This is a genomic window from Pseudomonas sp. S04, assembly GCF_009834545.1.
Taxonomy (GTDB): domain Bacteria; phylum Pseudomonadota; class Gammaproteobacteria; order Pseudomonadales; family Pseudomonadaceae; genus Aquipseudomonas.
This window is the reverse complement of record NZ_CP019427.1, coordinates 3769071-3783402: the sequence shown is the minus strand read 5'-3', so window position 1 is coordinate 3783402 and position 14332 is coordinate 3769071. Positions and strand designations below refer to the sequence as shown.

Here is a 14332-nt window from a genome sequence, read left to right as displayed (position 1 = left end):
CACAGCCAACATCGCTGGCGCCTGACACACCGCCATCGCGGGCAAGCCCGCTCCCACAGGTTTGATGGCTGTATGCACAATCTGTGAACACCTGGCGCTACTGTGGGTGTATACAAAATCTGTGAGTATCCAAATTCACTGTAGGAGCGAGCTTGCTCGCGATGAGGCCAGCACAGCCAACATCGCTGGCGCCTGACACACCGCCATCGCGGGCAAGCCCGCTCCCACAGGTTTGATGGCTGTATGCACAATCTGTGAACACCTGGCGCTACTGTGGGTGTATACAAAATCTGTGAGTATCCAAATTCACTGTAGGAGCGAGCTTGCTCGCGATGAGGCCGGCACAGCCAACATCGCTGGCGCCTGACACACCGCCATCGCGGGCGAGCCCGCTCCCACAGGTTTGATGGCTGTATGCACAATCTGTGAACACCTGGCGCTACTGTGGGTATATACAAAATCTGTGAACAGCCAAAATCACTGTGGGAGCGGGCTTGCCCGCGATGAGGCCGGCACAGTCAGCATCCATGGCACCTGACACCCCCACCGGTTTGGTGGGTTGAAACTGCCACCCTGCATGCCCCCGCCCAGTTATAACTGACCCCTTTCCATGCCCTGGCCAGGGTGCAAACGCTTTCTGCTCTTTCGATCTGCAGTCAGTGAAGGCACAATGCGCATCCTTTTTTGGCTAGCCTTGCCGGAGGCCTCGAAATGATTAAGACGCCGTACTACCTGATCGATAAACAAAAGCTGCTGGCGAACATGCAGAAGATCGCCTATGTGCGCGAGCAGTCCGGGGCCAAGGCCCTGTTGGCGCTCAAGTGCTTCGCCACCTGGTCGGTGTTCGACCTGATGGAGCAGTACATGGATGGCACCACCTCGTCCTCGCTCTACGAGCTCAAGCTCGGCCGCCAGAAATTTGCCGGCGAGACCCACGCCTACAGCGTGGCCTGGGCCGACGATGAGATCGAGGAGATGCTCGCCAACTGCGACAAGATCATCTTCAACTCCATTGGCCAGCTGCAGCGCTTTGCCGAGGCGTCCGAAGGCAAGGTTCGCGGTCTGCGGGTCAACCCGCAGGTGAGCAGCTCCGACTACCTGCTGGCAGACCCGGCGCGTCCATACAGCCGCCTGGGCGAGTGGGACCCGGTCAAGGTCGAGGCGGTCATCGAGCAGATCTCCGGCTTCATGTTCCACAACAACTGCGAGAACGGCGACTTTGGCCTGTTCGACCAGATGCTGTGCACCATCGAGGAGCGCTTCGGTCACCTGCTGCACAAGGTCGAATGGGTCAGCCTGGGCGGCGGTATTCACTTCACCGGTGAAGACTATGCCCTCGACCAGTTCTGCGCGCGCCTCAAGGCTTTTTCGCAGAAGTACGGCGTGCAGGTCTACCTGGAGCCGGGCGAAGCTGCCATCACCCAGAGCGCTTCGCTGGAAGTCACCGTGCTCGACACCCTCTACAACGGCAAGCACCTGGCCGTCGTGGACAGCTCCATCGAAGCGCACATGCTCGATCTGCTGATCTACCGCCTGAACGCCAAGCTGGCGCCGAGCGAGGGTGAACACACCTACATGGTGTGCGGCAAATCCTGCCTGGCCGGGGATATCTTTGGTGAGTATCAGTTTGCTGCACCGTTGGCGATTGGCGACCGTCTGTCGTTTGTCGATGCCGCGGGTTACACCATGGTCAAGAAAAACTGGTTCAACGGCCTGAAAATGCCGTCCATCGTAGTGAAACAACTCGATGGTAGTGTCGAGCTGGTTCGTGAGTTTGGTTTCGACGATTACTTGTCCAGCCTTTCGTAAGCTGGCGCAGAAGGAGAGAGAGAAAAATTGAAGAAGAACGTACTTATCATTGGTGCAGGAGGTGTCGCCAAGGTGGTGGCCCACAAGTGCGCGCAGCACAACGATGAACTCGGTCGTATTGCTATCGCGTCGCGCAACATCTCCAAATGCCAGGCCATCATCGACAGCGTCAAGGCCAAGGGCAGCCTCAAAGTGCCCGCCGATATCCAGGCTTTTGCCCTGGATGCCATGGATGTCGAAGCGACCAAGACGCTGATCCGCGAAACCGAATCGCAGATCGTCATCAACGTTGGTTCCGCGTTCCTCAACATGTCGGTGCTGCGTGCCTGCATCGATACCGGTGTCGCCTACCTGGACACCGCCATCCACGAAGAGCCGGGCAAGATCTGTGAAACGCCGCCCTGGTATGGCAACTACGAGTGGAAACACCTCGAGGAATGCCAGCAGAAGAACGTCACCGCCATTCTCGGCGTGGGCTTCGACCCGGGTGTGGTCAACGCCTATGCAGCCCTGGCGCAACAACAGTATTTCGACCGCATTGATTCGATCGACATTCTCGACGTCAATGCCGGTTCCCACGGCAAATATTTCGCCACCAATTTCGACCCGGAAATCAACTTCCGCGAATTCACCGGACAGGTGTGGAGCTGGCAGGACAGCCAGTGGACCAGCAACACCATGTTCGAAGTCAAACGCACCGACGACCTGCCAGTGGTCGGCGCGCAGAACCTCTACCTCACCGGCCACGATGAAGTGCACTCCCTGTCGAAGAACCTCGGCGTGGCCAACGTGCGTTTCTGGATGAGCTTCGGCGAGCACTACATCAATGTGTTCACCGTACTCAAGAACCTTGGCCTGCTCTCCGAGCAACCGGTCAAGACTGCCGAAGGCCTCGAAGTGGTGCCGTTGAAAGTGGTCAAGGCCGTGCTGCCGGACCCAAGTTCGCTGGCGCCTGGCTACACCGGCAAGACCTGCATCGGCGACCTGGTCAAGGGCACCAAGGATGGCCAGCCGCGTGAAGTGTTCATCTACAACGTGGCTGATCACGAGGAGGCCTATGCCGAAACCGACAGCCAGGGCATTTCCTATACCGCTGGCGTGCCACCGGTAGCCGCCGCCTTGCTGGTCGCCCGTGGCGAGTGGGACGTGCAACGCATGGTCAACGTCGAGGAGCTGCCAGCCGAGCCGTTCCTCAAGGCGCTGGACGTGATGGGCCTGCCGACCCGCATCAAGGATGAGCGTGGCGATCGTCCATGGGACAGCAAAGCCTGAGGCCTTCCAGGTCCTGGTAACTGCCCCGCGCACAAGAACGCCGCTCATTGAGCGGCGTTTTGTTTTCCAGCACAGGACCGGTGGGCGAGCGTCCCTCTGTGCACTGCTTATTACAAGGGCTAGACTAGTGGCATATAACCACAATAACGACGTGACTTGCCTGCATGAGAATCCATCCACTTCCACCCCTCAATAGTTTGATTGCTTTTGAGGCCGCAGCGCGGCACATGAGTTTCACGTTGGCGGCGCACGAGTTAAACGTTACCCAAGGCGCGATCAGTCGCCAGGTACGTTTGCTCGAAGATTACCTGGGTAAAACCCTATTTATACGCACGACCCGTACTCTGCAACTAAGCCCGGCCGCCAGCCAGTATTACGAAGCGGTTCGCAATTCATTGCTGGGCGTGGCGCAAGCCACCGGCGAAATACGCCAATGGCAGGGGGCCGAGCAAGTAACGGTGGCCACCAGTACGGCCATGGCATCACTCTGGTTATTGCCCAAAGTCACCCAGTTCCAGCGTGAAAACGAAGAGATCGACCTGCGGATCATCGCCCACGACCAGGTCAAGGATTTCTCCCGGCTGGACTGTGACCTGGCCTTGTATTACTGCCGTACACCGCCGCCGAACATGCAGGTAACGCCCTTGTTTTGCGAGGAGGTGTACCCGGTTTGCAGCCCGGCCTACCTGGCCCAGCACCCGCATTTGAGCAAGCCTGAAGACCTGGCCGGCTTGACCTGGCTGTACCTCGATGACCCGCAGCGGGACTGGATCGGCTGGTCCGACTGGTTGCTCAGCCAGGGCCTGAACAAGGTCGAGCCAAAGCGCCGAATCAATATCAATAGTTACTCGATGCTGATCCAGTCGGCAATCAACGGGCAGGGCATTGCCCTGGCTTGGTCGAACCTGGTCGATGACCCTTTGCGCACCGGCGCATTGGTACGACCGCTGGAGGCGGTATTAACGACCGAGGCGCAGTTCTGTTTGCTGGAGCCGTTGTCACGGGGCGCTATGCGCCAGAGTGTGAAGTGTTTTAGAAGTTGGTTGCTGAATCAACTTCCACCTTCGAAAGACTCCGTCTAAGAATCGCAAAAGTTAAACTTGCCGATAACAACAAGTTGCTCATATATTCGCGCGCCCCTGCAATTAGCAAGTTTCAAGGCAAAAAACAAGGCTGGCGAATTTATGACTAAAAGTCATGAATCGCCCCGCAAATATCGTTTGTCGAGACCACTCCTGTTTTCCCAAACTGGCTGCCAACGGACAGTGGCCAGTGGGCCTGCCGATCTTTCCAAACCGTGCCCAGCAGGGGAAAACAATAATGAGCAACAACCGCCAAATTCCTGTGCATCACCTTGAAACCGTACTTAACCCGATCCATGAGGCCACCGGGCTGAGCAACGAGTTCTACACCGATCAACATTTCTTCGAACTGGAACGTGATCAGGTCATGGGCAAGACCTGGGCCTGTGTCGGTTTCGCCAGCGACCTGGTCAAGGCCGGTTCGGTCAAGCCGATTGATTTCATGGGCCTGCCCCTGCTGCTGATGCGCAACCGTGAAGGCCTGGTGCAGGTATTCCATAACGTTTGCAGTCACCGCGGCATGAAGCTGGTGGAGGAGGCCGGTGAGGTGCAAGGGGTGATTCGCTGCCCTTACCACTCCTGGACCTATGACCTCAACGGCGGCCTGCGTGGCACGCCGCACGTCGGCGGGATCGATCAGCACAAGGACGAGCGCTTCGCCTGCGAAAAGCACGGCCTGAAAGCCATCCGCAGCGCGATCTGGATGGACATGGTGTTCATCAACCTGTCGGGCGACGCCCAGCCACTCGAGGACATGCTCGCGCCGCTGACCACGCGCTGGACCCAGTTCCTTGGCGAGGACGGCATGAGCCTGCTGCGTCGCCGTGCGGGCCAGGACCAGACCACCCTGGACATCAACTGCAACTGGAAGCTGGCGGTGGAGAACTACTGCGAGGCCTATCACCTGCCGTGGGTGCACCCGAGCCTGAACTCCTATTCGCGCCTGGAAGACCACTACAACATCTTGTTCGACGAGCATTTCGCCGGCCAGGGCAGCTACGCCTACAACCTCTCGGATGTCGCCGGGACCCACCTGCCGAAGTTCCCGGCGTGGCCCCAGGACCGTCTGCGCAACGCCGAATACGTAGCATTTTTCCCCAACGTGCTGCTGGGCATCCAGGCCGACCACGCCTTTGCCATGCAGCTTGAGCCGGTTGCGCCGGGACGCACCATCGAGCACCTGCGCCTGTTCTATGTGGGTGACGAAGCGGCCACCAGCGATGAGTTCGCCGCCTGCCGCGCCGCGATTCTCGAGTCCTGGAAAGTGGTGTTCCAAGAAGACATCAGCTCGGTGGAAGGCATGCAGAAAGGCCGTTTCTCCCCAGGCTACAAAGGTGGCGCGTTCTCTCCGGAAATGGACATCCCGACGCACTTCTTCCACCAGTGGGCTGCACGTCAGTTGCTCGCCACCACGCCGTCTGCCTGAGGAGGAGCGCCCATGTATCCGATAGCCTCGCACTGGCTCAACTACATCGACGGTGAATGGAGCGACAGTACCCAGCACTTGAAAGTCCACAACCCGGGCAATGGCAAGTTGCTCGCAACCATCGCCCAGGCCGGTCTGGCAGACGCCGAGCGCGCCTTGGCGGCGGCCCGGCGCTGTGCCGACAGCGGTGAAATGACCCGAGTGCGCCCGGCGCAACGCGTCACTTGGCTGCTGCGCATCGCCGAAGAAATTCGCGCCGTGGCCGACGAAGGGGCCTGGGTGCTGTGCCAGGAGAACGGCAAGCGCCTGTGCGACGCCAGGGACGAGTTCGTCGAGGCGGCGCGGTACTTCGAGTATTACGCCGGGATGGCGGACAAGATCGAGGGCACCTCGATCCCGCTGGGCAACGGTTACATGGACTTTACCCTGTACGACCCGATGGGCGTTTCGGCGCAGATCGTGCCCTGGAACTTCCCGGTTTCGATCTGTGCCCGTTCCCTGGCCCCGGCGTTGGCGGCGGGCAACGCGGTGGTCATCAAGTCACCTGAGCTTTCACCGTTGGGCCTGTGTGTGCTGATCGGCGCCATCAGCAAAGCGGGCTTGCCGCGAGGCGCGGTCAACCTGATCTGCGGCCGAGGCCGTGAGGTCGGGGCGCACTTGGTCAGCCACCGTGCGGTGGACCAGATTGTGTTCACCGGTTCCGTGCCTACCGGGCAGTCGATCTTGCGGGATGCCGCCCAACACGCGATTCCCAGCGTGATGGAGTTGGGGGGCAAGTCGGCGGCGATTGCCTTCGCCGATGCCGACCCCGAGCAACTGCTGGCCAGCGTCCAGTCGGGGATTTTCTTCAATGCCGGCCAGGTCTGTTCAGCGATGTCCCGGCTGCTGGTGCAGCGCGAGATTTATGAGCAAGTGGTCGAGTCCGTTGTCGCCATGGCCGAAGGGCTCAGCGTCGGGATCGGCCAGGACGACGCGGACCTCACGCCCGTGGTCAGTGCCGGACAACTGGCAGGTATCGAAGACCTGTGTCGCCGCGCTGTGGCGCAAGGTGCGGTAGCGGCCACCGGTGGCCAGGCATTGCCTGACCGCTCCGGTCACTTCATGGCCCCGACGGTGTTCCGCGATGTGCGTCCCGACATGTGCATTGCCCAGGAAGAGGTGTTTGGCCCGGTGCTGGCGGTGATCCCTTTCGACACCGAGGAGGAAGCGATCGCCATCGCCAACGGTACCGAGTTCGGTCTGGTGGCGGGGGTGTTCACCCAGGACATCAGCCGGGCGATGCGCTGCACCCGGCGCCTGAGGGCCGGCCAGGTGTTCGTCAACGAATGGTACGCCGGGGGAATCGAAACCCCGTTTGGTGGCGTCGGGCTGTCGGGTTTTGGCCGGGAAAAGGGCCAGGAAGCCTTGTACAGCTATGTGCGCACCAAGAACGTAGCGATCCGGGTTGCGGGGGAGTGAGCGCCATGTACAAGACTTGGCTGTGTATCGTCTGTGGCCTGATCTACGACGAGGCGCTGGGCTGGCCCCAGGACGGCATCGTCGCCGGCACGCGCTGGGAGGATGTGCCCGAAGACTGGCTGTGCCCCGAATGCCACGTCGGCAAGGCGGATTTCGAGATGCTCGATATCAGCGAGCATGTTGCGCCGGCTGCCGTCGCCAGTGTGCCGTTGCCCACCCCGGTGATGGCTCCTGCCGCGCTGTTGCCGACCCAGCCGATCGTCATCATCGGCAGCGGTTACGCCGGTTACGGCCTGGCCCAGGCATTGCGCAAGGCCGACCCGCGGGTGGAGATCTGCGTGCTGACCCAGGACTGCGGGCACTTGTATTCCAAGCCGGCACTGTCGATCGGGCTGTCCCAGGGCAAAGACGCCGAGGCATTGGCCAGCGAGTCGCCGATGGCCATCGAGCGGCGCCTGAACATCCGCGTCTATGCGCATTGCCAAGTGCAGCGCATTGACAGCGCGGCGCGGCGCTTGAGCACCAGTCTGGGTGAGATGGACTACGGCCAGTTGGTCCTGGCCAGCGGCGCGATGCCGCTGCGCCTGGCGATCGAGGGCGACACCAGTGCCGTGCTCAGCGTCAACAATTTGCACGACTACCGACAATTCCGTCAGCGCCTGAGCAGCGTGCAGCGTGTCGCCATCCTGGGCGACGGCCTGATCGGTTGCGAGTTTGCCAACGACCTGGCCAGCAACGGCGTGCGTGTCGATGTCATCGGCCTCGGCCGCTGGCCCATGGAGCGCCTGCTGCCGGTCGAGGCCGGCCAGAAGCTGCAGCACGCCCTCAGCGAATTGGGAGTGAACTGGTATCTGCAGAACACCCTGCAGGCCATCGAGCCAACGGCCCAGGGTTACCGCTTGCAACTCGCCGACGGGCAACGCATCGAGGCCGACCTGGTGTTGTCTGCCGTCGGGCTGCGGCCGGACCTCAGCCTGGCAGAGAGTGCCGGGGTGACAGTCGGCAGGGGCATTCAAGTGGACTCGCGACTGCAGACTTCCCAGCCGGGGATCTACGCCTTGGGCGATTGCATCGAGATCGCCGGGCAGTTGTTGCCTTATCTGGCACCGATCAACCAGGGCATCCAGGCACTCAGCCAGACCTTGCTCGGTCGGCCTACGGCCGTCGATTACCCGTTGATGCCGGTGACGGTCAAGACCCCGGTCGCGCCGCTGTGCCTGCTGCCGCCCGCGGCGGGTTGCGTGGGGGAATGGCGCTGCACCTTGACCGAGGACGGGGTGAGTGCCGGTTTCCATGACGTCGACGGTGCGCTGCAAGGTTTTGTCCTGCTCGGTCGCCAGGCGCAAGCCCAACGCAGCCGTTTGCTGCAGTCCTGCCAGAACTCCCAACAGGCTGTAGCCTGAGGCCCGAATCATGAAGAACACGATCAATCTGCCGTATGACGATGCCAGCTGCGGCTGGTACGCAGCCTTGCCTCCACAACCCGCCTGCACGCGCCTGTCCGGTGAGCAGCGGGCCGACTTCACCATCGTCGGCGCAGGGTTTGCCGGCCTGGCGGCCGCACGCCGTCTGGCAACGCATCACCCGCAAGCACGGATTCTGTTGGTCGATGCCCAACGGGTGGCTCACGGGGCTTCGGGGCGCAACTCCGGGTTTGTGATTGACCTGCCACACAAATTCGCCCTGGAGCATCCGGACCCGGCACACAAGCAGCGCTTGCTGGGGCTCAATCGCGCCGCCATTGCACAGTTGCAAGGCTTGGTGCAGAGCCGTGGGATCGATTGCCAATGGTCCCACGCCGGTAAGTATCAAGGTGCCGTCGGTGCCCGTGGCCTGGCTTACCTGGATCACTTCGAGCGGCTGATGAGCGACCTTGGCGAACCGTTTCGCCGGGTGGGTCCGGCAGAACTGTCCAGCGTCCTCGGCACCCAGCATTACAGTGGCGCGATCTACACCCCCGGCTGCTACCTGATGCAACCCGCGGCCCTGGTCACCGGGCTGGCGCGTTCGTTGCCGGAGAATGTCGAGTTGCTGGAAGAGTCACCGATCCAGCGCCTGGAGCGTGACGGCAAGGGCGGCTGGCTGTTGCATGGCAGCCAGGGGCTGATCCGCAGCCCGCAGGTATTGCTCGGCACCAGCATCTTCACCCAGGAGTTTGGTTATTTGCGTAACCGCCTGCTGCCGGTGATGACCTTCGCCAGTTGGACCCGACCGCTGACCGACAACGAGCTGGCGGCCTACGGCGGTCAGGTGGACTGGGGGCTGACCCCGGCGGACCACGCCGGTACCACGGTGCGCATGACCGAGGATCGTCGCCTGATCATCCGCAATACCTATAAACATGTGCCCAAGTATGGGCGCAGCACCAGCGATGCCATGCGCCTGGACGTGCGCGCGGCGCATCGCAAGGCGTTCCTGGCGCGCTTCCCGCAACTGGCCGAGGTGCCTTTCAGTCATACCTGGGGTGGGGTCTACGCGATCTCGCGCAACTTCACCAACTTCTTTGGCGAACTGGAACCGGGGCTGCATGCCTCGGCGTGCGACAACGGGGTGGGTGCGGCCTGGGGCACGATCTCCGGGACCTTGCTGGCCGATCTGGCGGTGGGCGCCGATTCGGCGCAGTTGAACGATATCCGTGCAGTGACCGGCATGCCGTCGCTCAACCCGCCGGAACCGTTTCTCGGCCTGGGGGTGCGCTCGCGCATTCGCCTGGCCGCCTGGAACAGCCGGAGTGAGTTATGAGCCCGCGCGCCCCAGGCAAGGCACGGGTGCTGTGCATCGACCAGCAGGACCTGACATTCACCGTGCGTGGTGGGCCGCCCGGAGCGGCCTATGTCGCCCGTGCCGTGAGCAACGAGGTGTCACCGAATATCGGGGTGGGATTTGCCCGCTGGGAAGGGGCAGAGGTGCGGTGGACGGTGCTGTATGACGAGGTGATCTTCGTGATCGAGGGCTGTCTGCAGCTGCAGGCCGACGGTGAAATGTTCGAGGTCAGGCCAGGCCAGGTGTTGTGGATTCCTGAAGGCAGCGAGCTGGTGTATGGCGGTCATGCCTTGTTCGGCTACGTGGTGCACCCGGGCAACTGGAAAGAGCTGCACGGGTTGGCGTGACGCCAACTTCCCCCCTTGGACTTCTTGGAATCCGCACCGTGCTTGGACTGACGCGAACTTTCGGGGCCCTTTACCTGGCCAGCTTGTTGATGCAATTGGGCTCGACCCTGCTGATGACCTATCTGGCGTTGCGCTTGAGTGGCATGGGCGGGAGCGAGGCGGCCGGCGGTGCCTTGATGGCCGCCAATGCCCTGGGCATGGTCCTGGGCGGTTGGGTCGGGCGTTGGCTGATCGGCGCGGTTGGGCACATTCGTACCTACGCGGCGTGCGCCGGGATTATTGCCGCGGCGGTGCTGGCCCATGAATTCAGTCATTCACTGCCGTTCTGGCTATTGCTCAGGGCGCTGGTGGGGCTGGCGATGATGTGCCAGCTGATGGTGATCGAAAGCTGGCTCAACGATCAGGCCCGCACCGAGCAACGTGGCGCGGTACTGGCGCTGTACATGGTTGCCAGCTACGTCGGCATGATGCTCGGCCAGTTGGCCCTGACCCTCGATACCGGCTTGGGCATTCGTGCGCTATTGGGCGTGGCCATGGTGTTTGCCCTGTGCTCGGTGCCAGTGGCGCTGACCCGCAGTGCCCATCCCAGCGTGGTGCCCAGTGCGGCGATTGATGTGCGGTTGTTCCTGCGGCGGATTCCCCAGTCGTTGGTGACCGTCCTGGTGTCCGGGATGATCAATGGCAGTTTCTACGGCCTGGCTGCGATCTATGCGAGCAAGCAGGGACTCGATACGGCGCAGGTCGGGCAGTTCATGGCCTTGACCATCGGCGCCGGGCTGCTGGCGCAGTTACCGCTGGGCTGGCTCTCGGACCGCCTGCCACGGGCGAGCCTGATCCGTGGGGTGGCGGTGGTGCTTCTCGTGGCCAGCCTGCCGTTGGGGTTTAATCAGTCGCCCTCGTTCAGCACCGTGTTGCTGTTTGGCGCGGCGATTGGCTTCCTGCAGTTTTGCCTGTACCCGCTGGGCGTGGCGCTGGCCAACGACAATATGGAGGCAGGCTTGCGAGTGTCCCTCTCGGGCATGCTGTTGATCACCTTCGGCGTCGGAGCCTGTATCGGGCCGCTGGTGGCAGGTTTATTGATGGAATATGCGGGCGCCTCCAGCCTGTATTTTTTTCACGCCGGTTGTGCGTTGTTGCTGGCCTTGTGCGTGACCCAGACGCGAGTCAGCGGTCGGCACCTGAACCCGGACGCGCCCTTGCATCAACCGCTCACGCCGGATGGTCTGGCAAGTTCGAACTGGGTGGCGGTGGCAGAGCCGGTAGAGCAATCGGCAAGGCACTAAGTGCCGTCGCCAGGGAGGGCAGCGACGGTTTTGATCGATGCGTTTTTCTCATGAATCGGTGACGAAAAATGGTTTGAAGGCGGGTGGGGTTTCCACCATCTTGCCAGTGGTAATTAGGATAAACACGCCTGGAATAATCATCGGACGAACAGCGTTGTTTTTCGGGGCTTTGAATAACCCGTCAAGCGCCTGACTCCAGAACACTCTCTACACCCTTATACAAAAACAAAAGGGGAATAAAATGCGTGCGCAATCTGGCATGTTGAAAGGCTTGAATCCGAAAGTGACGGTGGCTTCATTAGTTGGCGTGATCCTGTTTGTACTGTTTTGTGCCGTTCAAGATGAACAAGCCGCCAAGGCGTTTGAAACGGCCTCCGGGTTTATCCTGTACAACTTCAAGTGGTACTACATTACGTTGATCAGTGCTGTACTTGGGGTGCTGGCTTATATTGCCGTCAGCCGCTTTGGCAACCTCAAGCTGGGCGCCGACGAGGATGTGCCAGAGTTCAGCTTCGCGTCCTGGATCGCCATGCTGTTCAGCGCCGGCATGGGCATCGGCCTGATCTTCTGGTCGGTTGCCGAGCCCATGCTGCACTACGCCGACAACCCGTTTTCCAAGGGCTTGACCGACGAATCGGCGAGCATCGCCATGCGCATCACCCTGTTTCACTGGGGCCTGCACCCCTGGGCAATCTTTTCCATGATCGGCCTGGGCCTGGCGTACTTTGCCTATCGCCGGGGCTTGCCGCTGGCGCTGCGTTCGTTGCTCTATCCGTTGATCGGTAACCGCATCTACGGTTGGATCGGCCATGTGGTCGATATCATGGGTGTGGTGATCACCGCCTTTGGTGTTTCCCAGTCACTGGGCCTGGGTGTGGCGCAGATCAATACCGGCTTACATCAAGTGTTTGATGTCCCGGTGAGTATCGGCCTGCAGTTATCGATTATCCTGGTGGTCAGTATTCTCGCCTGCGTTTCCTTGCTGGTGGGATTGTCCAAGGGGATGAAGCGCATCTCCACCCTTAATATGTATTTGTCTTTCCTGTTAATGCTCGCGGTGCTGCTGTTAGGTCCAACCCGTTACATTCTGAACTTGATGTTCGAATCCACCGGCGATTATGTGCAGAACATCGTCGGCCTGAGTTTCTGGATGGATGCCCAGAAAGACAGCGAATGGCAAAACTGGTGGACCGCGTTCTACTGGCCTTGGTGGATGACCTGGGGGCCGTTTGTCGGCTTGTTCATCGCACGAATTTCCAAAGGCCGGACCATCCGTGAGCTGGTAGTGGGTGCGTTGATTGTGCCGACCATGGTCACCATCCTCTGGATGTCGGTCTTTGGTGGTGCTTCCCTGAAGCAGGAGCAACTCGACCGGCAAGCCTATCAGCAGTCGGTAGCGGCTCAGGAAGTGGTGCAGGAGCAAGCACCGTTCAGCGGTGGCACGGTGCTGTTGGCGACCAAAAAAGAAACCACGGCGGCCATGTTCACCCTGTTGCAAGTGCTCGATGGCCCTGCGGTCGGCGCGGCACTGTCGATCCTGGTCTGCGTGTTGCTCGGGGTGCACTTTGTCACCACCGCCGATGCCGGGACCCAGGTGTTGTGTACCTTGTGCGCCTTGGGCAGCACCAATCCACCGAAGTGGATCAGGGTGCTCTGGTGCCTGTTGGAAGGCGCCATTGCGGCGGGGTTGTTATTGGCCGGCGGATTGAAAGCGATTCAAATGGCGAGTATTGCCGCAGGGTTGCCGATCGCCATGTTGCTGTTGGCCATTTGCTACAGCCTGATCCACAGCTTGCGCCAGGAGATGCCGGCCGTGGCCTACCGTACCCCGGCACCGCAGCCGAAATCGGAGCAGGACGCTGCGTTGGCAGAGCGACGTGAACCTGAAGTGGTAACGGGTAAACGTGTGCCTTTTCCGGTAGCTGAAGCCTACTGATCAGAGCGGTTGTCGGGCGTTTTTCCACGCCCGATAAGCCTCTGGCAAACACCCCGCACACGGCCGGAAACCGGCCGCCAGGGCGGCTGCCTCATCGGCAAAAAACACCCGATGAGTCACGTAGCCGCCCCGGGCAATGGCACGCAAGGCGCCTGGGCAATCCAGGCGACCGTAGATCTTCGAGCGCCGGTGGCCGCCCAACAGGCCGGGCACCGGGCTGGCGATCTTGTGCCGTTGTTCGTTGAGCAGCCAGTAGGTTTTCATCCCCTGGGCACTCGCCACAAATACCACGCGGCAACCGTCCGATACGGGCTCCAGGCCTGGCCAAGGTCGAGCATCTGCTTGCGCGTGGGCGTTTGCTCCAGGCTCTTGAGGCGGCGGTAACCGTCGCGTACACCAAAGTCGTCGGCGGGCAGGATGTCCGAGCGTTCGAGGGTGTAGATCAGCAGCATCTCCACGGTCCAGCGACCAACCCCACGCAACGGCGTCAGGCGCGCAATCAGCGCCTCGTCGTCCATGGCTTGCGCCGTGGGGTAGTCCGGGACAACGCCGCTCAACGTGGCGCCAGCGATGCCCTGAATGGTCGCGATCTTGCTCGCGGAAAAACCGCAGCGGCGCAGGTCGTCAAACTCGCTGGCCAGCAACTGTGCAGCAGTGGGGAAGGGCTGCCCGGGGAACAGCGCGAGCAAGCGCCCGACAATCGCATCGCCGGCACGCACGTGCAGTTGCTGATAGGCGATCGCCCGCACCAGGGCTTCGTAGGGATCGCGCGTTGGCTGGGGTTGATGCAGGCATGGGCCGATGGCCGCGACATGCCGCGCCCAGTCGTCGTCGAGGGCGGCGAGGAACTGGCGGGCGCGGTGATAGGGCATGGGGCATCCGGGTCAGGAGTGAGGGACTGGTGGACAGACTAGTCGTCCGCCCGCCACCGTGCACCCGGGGTCTTGCGCTCAAAC

The 14332-nt window shown here is 61.3% G+C and carries 12 protein-coding genes and 1 pseudogene; 11 read left to right on the top strand and 2 right to left on the bottom strand.

The features are described 5' to 3' along the window. The first annotated feature begins 711 nt into the window (after positions 1-711). From PspS04_RS16705 to PspS04_RS16660, 11 genes and pseudogenes are all read left to right on the top strand, one after another. On the top strand, positions 712-1809 hold the full coding sequence (locus PspS04_RS16705; protein ID WP_095170755.1) for a carboxynorspermidine decarboxylase: 1098 nt from the start codon (positions 712-714) through the stop codon (positions 1807-1809). A gap of 27 nt (positions 1810-1836) precedes the next feature. Continuing rightward, complete coding sequence (locus PspS04_RS16700) at positions 1837-3081, top strand: saccharopine dehydrogenase family protein (protein ID WP_095170753.1); 1245 nt, start codon at positions 1837-1839, stop codon at positions 3079-3081. Positions 3082-3245: 164 nt separating this feature from the next. Further along, the gene (locus tag PspS04_RS16695) at positions 3246-4163 is read left to right on the top strand and encodes a LysR substrate-binding domain-containing protein (protein ID WP_095170751.1); all 918 of its coding nucleotides are present in this window, start codon (positions 3246-3248) and stop codon (positions 4161-4163) included. 238 nt (positions 4164-4401) lie between these two features. After that, on the top strand, positions 4402-5589 hold the full coding sequence (locus tag PspS04_RS16690) for an aromatic ring-hydroxylating oxygenase subunit alpha (protein WP_174244582.1): 1188 nt from the start codon (positions 4402-4404) through the stop codon (positions 5587-5589). 12 nt (positions 5590-5601) lie between these two features. Then, complete coding sequence (locus tag PspS04_RS16685) at positions 5602-7047, top strand: aldehyde dehydrogenase family protein (protein WP_159996685.1); 1446 nt, start codon at positions 5602-5604, stop codon at positions 7045-7047. 5 nt (positions 7048-7052) lie between these two features. Continuing rightward, positions 7053-7217, top strand: a pseudogene (locus tag PspS04_RS27855) (rubredoxin); the annotation flags it as partial. Continuing rightward, positions 7206-8450: an FAD-dependent oxidoreductase gene (locus tag PspS04_RS16680; RefSeq protein ID WP_335929851.1), complete on the top strand. Its 1245-nt coding sequence runs from the start codon at positions 7206-7208 to the stop codon at positions 8448-8450. The pseudogene PspS04_RS27855 and the gene PspS04_RS16680, both read left to right, overlap by 12 nt. Positions 8451-8460: 10 nt before the next feature. After that, a complete protein-coding gene (locus PspS04_RS16675; protein WP_095170745.1) occupies positions 8461-9789 on the top strand; it encodes an NAD(P)/FAD-dependent oxidoreductase in 1329 nt (442 codons plus the stop codon). Continuing rightward, positions 9786-10157, top strand: a complete 372-nt coding sequence (locus PspS04_RS16670; RefSeq protein ID WP_095170742.1) for an ethanolamine utilization protein EutQ — start codon at positions 9786-9788, stop codon at positions 10155-10157. The genes PspS04_RS16675 and PspS04_RS16670 overlap by 4 nt, the downstream gene beginning before the upstream one ends. Positions 10158-10195: 38 nt before the next feature. Then, positions 10196-11440, top strand: coding sequence for an MFS transporter (locus PspS04_RS16665; RefSeq protein ID WP_174244581.1), 1245 nt, complete (start codon positions 10196-10198; stop codon positions 11438-11440). A gap of 241 nt (positions 11441-11681) precedes the next feature. Next, positions 11682-13376 (top strand): BCCT family transporter, encoded by a 1695-nt coding sequence (locus PspS04_RS16660; protein WP_095170741.1) that lies wholly within the window; start codon positions 11682-11684, stop codon positions 13374-13376. On the opposite strand, the gene PspS04_RS16655 is transcribed toward PspS04_RS16660, so the two are convergent. Next, complete coding sequence (locus tag PspS04_RS16655; RefSeq protein ID WP_095170739.1) at positions 13377-13640, bottom strand: Ada metal-binding domain-containing protein; 264 nt, start codon at positions 13638-13640, stop codon at positions 13377-13379. Further along, positions 13637-14248: a DNA-3-methyladenine glycosylase family protein gene (locus PspS04_RS16650; RefSeq protein ID WP_159996681.1), complete on the bottom strand. Its 612-nt coding sequence runs from the start codon at positions 14246-14248 to the stop codon at positions 13637-13639. The genes PspS04_RS16655 and PspS04_RS16650 overlap by 4 nt, the downstream gene beginning before the upstream one ends. Positions 14249-14332: the final 84 nt, after the last annotated feature.